The 4,776-nt window shown below is 68.4% G+C and carries 3 protein-coding genes and 1 pseudogene; 3 read left to right on the top strand and 1 reads right to left on the bottom strand.

The window, feature by feature from the left end:
* From Q0480_RS10385 to Q0480_RS10375, 3 genes and pseudogenes are all read left to right on the top strand, one after another.
* Positions 1 to 303 (top strand): annotated as a pseudogene (locus Q0480_RS10385) (sugar ABC transporter permease YjfF); the annotation flags it as partial.
* 72 nt (positions 304 to 375) lie between these two features.
* Positions 376 to 1,332 carry a transaldolase gene (gene tal / locus Q0480_RS10380; protein WP_299132644.1) on the top strand — a complete coding sequence of 319 codons (957 nt, stop codon included), beginning with the start codon at positions 376 to 378 and terminating at the stop codon, positions 1,330 to 1,332.
* A 186-nt stretch (positions 1,333 to 1,518) separates the two neighbouring features.
* A complete protein-coding gene (locus Q0480_RS10375) occupies positions 1,519 to 3,798 on the top strand; it encodes a TonB-dependent siderophore receptor (protein ID WP_299132643.1) in 2,280 nt (759 codons plus the stop codon).
* Between the two features lie 99 nt (positions 3,799 to 3,897).
* On the opposite strand, the gene Q0480_RS10370 is transcribed toward Q0480_RS10375, so the two are convergent.
* On the bottom strand, positions 3,898 to 4,626 hold the full coding sequence (locus Q0480_RS10370; protein ID WP_299132641.1) for a Crp/Fnr family transcriptional regulator: 729 nt from the start codon (positions 4,624 to 4,626) through the stop codon (positions 3,898 to 3,900).
* Positions 4,627 to 4,776 lie beyond the last annotated feature (150 nt).

The raw sequence follows: 4,776 nt of genomic DNA, 5'->3' as shown, positions 1-4,776 counted from the left end.
GGCATCGTCTTCTCGATCTACACCTCGGCCGGCTATTCGCTTGCCACCGTGGGCGTCGAACTCGACGCCATCGCCGCCGTCGTCATCGGCGGCACGCTCCTCTCGGGCGGCAGCGGCTATGTCGCCGGCACGCTGATCGGCGTGCTCATCATGGGGCTGATCCAGACCTACATCACCTTCGACGGCACGCTCTCGAGCTGGTGGACCAAGATCGTCATCGGCCTGCTGCTCTTCGCCTTCATCCTGCTGCAGAAGGGCCTGCTGTGGCTGACCTCGCGGTCGGCCCCGGCCGCCGCCCACTAGGGAGACCGCCCGCGCCCGCGCTCACCGGCAAGCAGGACGCTGTCCCGCCACCCCCTTCGTTCGAGAAAGCCCATGACCTCCCAGCTCAACCAGCTCCGCGCCATGACCACCGTCGTCGCCGACACCGGCGACATCGAGGCGGTGCGCCGCCTGAAGCCCGTCGATTGCACGACCAATCCCTCGATCGTCCTGAAGGCGCTCGGCACGCCTGAGTTCGAGGACACCATGAAGGAGGCCGTCGCCTGGGGCGCGCGCCGGAACGGCGGGGCCGAGGCCCGCGTCGGCGCGGTGGCCGACCGGCTCGCCGTCTCGGTCGGCGCGGCGCTCGCCGCCATCGTCCCCGGCCGCGTCTCGACCGAGGTCGACGCCGACCTCTCCTTCGACGCGAAGCGATCGGTCGCCCGCGCCCAAGAGATCATCGCGGACTACGAGACCCGCCAGATCCCGCGCGAGCGCATCCTGGTGAAGCTCGCCTCCACCTGGGAGGGCATCCGCGCGGCGGAGGATCTGCAGAAGAAGGGCATCGACACCAACCTCACGCTGCTCTTCAGCAAGGCCCAGGCCATCGCCTGCGCCGACGCCGGCGTCTTCCTGATCTCGCCCTTCGTCGGCCGCATCACCGACTGGTACAAGAAGGCGACCGGCACCACCGACTATCCGCCGGCCGAGGATCCGGGCGTGACTTCCGTTCGCGGCATCTACAACTACTACAAGGCGCACGGCGTCCCGACCGTGGTGATGGGCGCCTCCTTCCGCTCGACCGGCCAGATCGCCGCCCTCGCCGGCTGCGACCGGCTGACGATCGCCCCGAACTTCCTCGAGGCGCTCGACGCCAGCGACGCGCCGCTTGACCGCGCCCTCTCGCCCGACGCCTTCGAGCCCGAGCCCGCCGTCGCGATGGACGAGCAGCGCTTCCGCTGGGAGATGAACGAGGACGCGATGGCGACCGAGATGCTCGCCGCCGGCATCCGCGGCTTCGCGACGGACCTCGGCAAGCTCCGCGACATCCTCCGCCAGAAGCTGAACTGAGGCCTGTTGCCCGGCGTCATGTCCCCCGACGTGGCGCGGGAGGCCGCCGGCGCCCCCATGGCGGATCGGCAACGCGGTGGCCGAATTGCCCGCGCAACCGTTGCCAAGCCGCCGATCCGCCACTAGCCATGCGAGGGATAGCCAGCGCCGCGCCAGCCGGACCTTCGGGACGATGGGGCGCGAGCAATGGGTGGGATTTCTCCAGGACAGGACGGGCCGGCGCGGTCATACGGCGCGGCGATCTTCGACGGCGTGGCGCTGGTCGGACTGCTGTTCGGCGGCGGGGCGTTCGCGCAGGAGGCGGCGGTGGCGGCCGGGGCGGAGACCGCCGCCATCGAGACCGAGGCGCCCGGCGAGGGCACGCTCGTCCTCGACACGCTCGAAATCACCGCGGCGCCGGGCACGACGACCGAGGACACCGGCTCGTGGACGACCGAATGGATGCGCTCGGCCACCGGCATGCCGCTCTCCCAGAAGGAAACGCCGCAATCGACCAGCGTCATAACCGACGCCCAGATGAAGGACCGCAACATCACCTCCGTCGACGAGACGCTGGCCGCGGCCACCGGCATCACCGTGCTGCCCTACGACAGCGAACGCTCGATCTTCCACGCGCGCGGCTTCGAGATCACCGCCTACCAGTACGACGGCGTGCCGATCCCGCGGGACAGCACCTGGCAGTTCGGCGACAACAACGCCGACATGGTGCTCTACGACCATGTCGAGATCGTGCGCGGCGCCACCGGCCTGATGCAGGGCGCGGGCGAGCCCGGCGCCTCGATCAACTTCGTCCGCAAGCGGCCGACCAGCTTCCTGCGCCGCGAGGTCGCCGCCGCCCTCGCCTATCCGACCGGCGGCCGGGCGGAGGTCGACATCTCCGGGCCGCTCAACGAGAGCGGCACGGTCCGCGGGCGCCTGATCGGCGCCGCCGACGCCCGCGAGAGCAGCCTCGACCGCTACTTCAAGGAGCGCTACACCGGCTTCGGCGCCCTCGAATTCGACCTCACCGACAGCACATTGCTCAATGTCGGTATCAGCTACCAGGACACGCGGGCCAATAATGTGAGCTGGGCGGGCCTGCCGGCCTGGTACGCCGACGGCTCGCTGATCGACTGGCCCCGCGGCTTCAACCTCGGCGCCGACTGGACGAAGAACGACACCCAGCGCACCGAGGCCTATGCCTCGCTCGAACATGTCTTCGACAACGGCTGGACCGGCCGCGTCGTCGCCACTCACGTCCGCAACGACATGCAAGCGAAGCTGCTCTGGGTCACCGACGGCCTCACGGCCGACGGCGAACCGATCTTCGTCGATCCGGCCACCGGCGTCGGGCCGGTCGCGGATTCGGCCGGCAACTACGATGGCGGCTATACCCAGAACTCGCTGAACGCCGTGGTGAACGGCGACTTCGAGGCCCTCGGTCGCACCCATCAGTTCGTGGTCGGCCTGTTCGGATCGAAGGGCGACGGCGACTTTGACGGATACAGCGTGGATTACGCGACGCTCGGGCCGGTCGGCAATGTCTTCGCCTGGGACGGAAGCTTCGCGGAACCGTCGTGGTCGCCCACCGTCGACCAGAACTGGGCGAGCAACACGACACAGGTCGGCCTCTACGGCACGACGCAGTTCCATGCGACCGACGCCCTCGCCATCATCGGCGGCGCCCGGCTGAACTACTGGGACGGCTCGGTCTCCGACACCTACACCGGCGAGGCTTCCTATAGCTACCGGAACATCGTGACCCCCTATCTCGGCGTCACCTACGACATCAACCAGACCTTCACCGCCTACGGCAGCGTCACGAGCATCTACCAGCCGAACCTGCTGCAGGACGCCAACGGAGACTTCCTCGGCCCGACCTATGGCTGGAACTACGAGGTCGGCGTGAAGGCCGGCTTGTTCGACGGCGCGATGTACGCTTCGGCCGCGCTGTTTCGTACCGACCAGAAGGACGTGCCGGAATTCGTCGACCAATATACCGACCCGAGCGGCCGCGTGCACACCGTCTACCGCTCGATCGACGGCACCACCACGCAGGGCTTCGAGATCGAGGCGGCCGGCGCGATCAACGAACGGTGGAACGCGTCCTTCGGCTATACCTACGCCACTTCCGAGGACAATGCCGGCAACGAGGTCAATACCGACACCCCGCGCAACACCCTGAAGGCCGCCACCGACTACCGGGTTCCGGGCTTCCTCGACGAACGGCTGACGGTGGGCGGCGCGGTGCGCTGGCAGAGCACGACCGACGGCATCCCCTGGTACGACGACCTGCCGAATGTCAAGCAGGACCCCTACGCGGTCTTCGACCTCAACGCTTCCTACGACGTGACCGAGGAATCGGTGCTGACGCTCTCGGTCAACAACATCCTTGACGAGAAATACTACGCCAGCACCGGCTTCTACAACGCCGTGACCTACGGCGACGGGATCAGCGCCGAACTGATGCTCCGCGCCCGCTTCTAGCGCGGAGTCCGCCCCGGCAGAGCCGGCGCGTCCGCTCCAGAGTCTTGATCTAGCGCGATATCCTAGCCACCGGACGATTCCGTCTGGTTGGATATTGCTCTAGCCCCGCGACGCCCGGCCGTCTTCCCGGCGCCGGCGCCCCCGGATTCTCCGCAGCCCCCCCTGGTCGATGACGCGGATCTGGCGATACGCGCTTTCGATGAGCCCGCCCGCTTCGAACGCCTGAAGAAGGCGCCCGGTGCTCGACCGCGAAAGATTGGCCATCCGCGCCAGCATGTCCTGGCTGACATCGATCGTCACCGGGGCCGCCGCGTCCCCGGGCGCGCCCTGCCCTGACAGGACCAGCAGGATCGCGGCCAGCCGCTCGGCCGCGCCCGGTATCATCAGCGCGTCGGCGACCGCCAGGGCGAGCAAGGCGCTGCGCAGGGCGAGCAGCGCGGCCCAGCGCCAGGCCTCGGGATCGCTGCGGACGATCGCGTCCCACTGGGCGAGCGGCAGATAGGCGAGAACGCTGTCCCGCGTCGCCCGAATGCCGATGAGCCGCGGGCCGCGGGTCAGGACCGATCCCTCCCCGATCCAGAAGCCCGGCCGGGCGAAGGTGCCGATATAGGGCGCGCGGTCATCGGGCGAGAGCTCGACGCCGACGCCGCCCTCGATCAATCCGTAGATCCCGCCGGCCGGATCACCGGCGCGGTAGATCGCATCGCCCCGGCGATACCGCCTGAGACGACACCGTCCGAGAACGGCGTCCCGGAACAGCCCGGGCGTCTCGGCGAGCCACCCGGAGGTGGCGAGAATATCCAGCTCGCGGTCCCATATTTGTGTCATCGAATTCCCCGGAACCGCGGAATTCTACGCAGTCACCGCGCCCGGATGCAACTATGCACGCATCACCGAGAAGTCTGACGGAGACCGATTTCCCATGCCGACAGATCGGAAGAGCGTCGTGTAGGGAAAGAGTGTCTTCGCCTGTGTAGA

It is taken from the genome of uncultured Amaricoccus sp., from assembly GCF_937891315.1.
Classification (GTDB): domain Bacteria; phylum Pseudomonadota; class Alphaproteobacteria; order Rhodobacterales; family Rhodobacteraceae; genus Amaricoccus.
The sequence above is the reverse complement of the archived record's forward strand: the minus strand, read 5'-3'. Positions and strand labels throughout refer to the sequence as shown.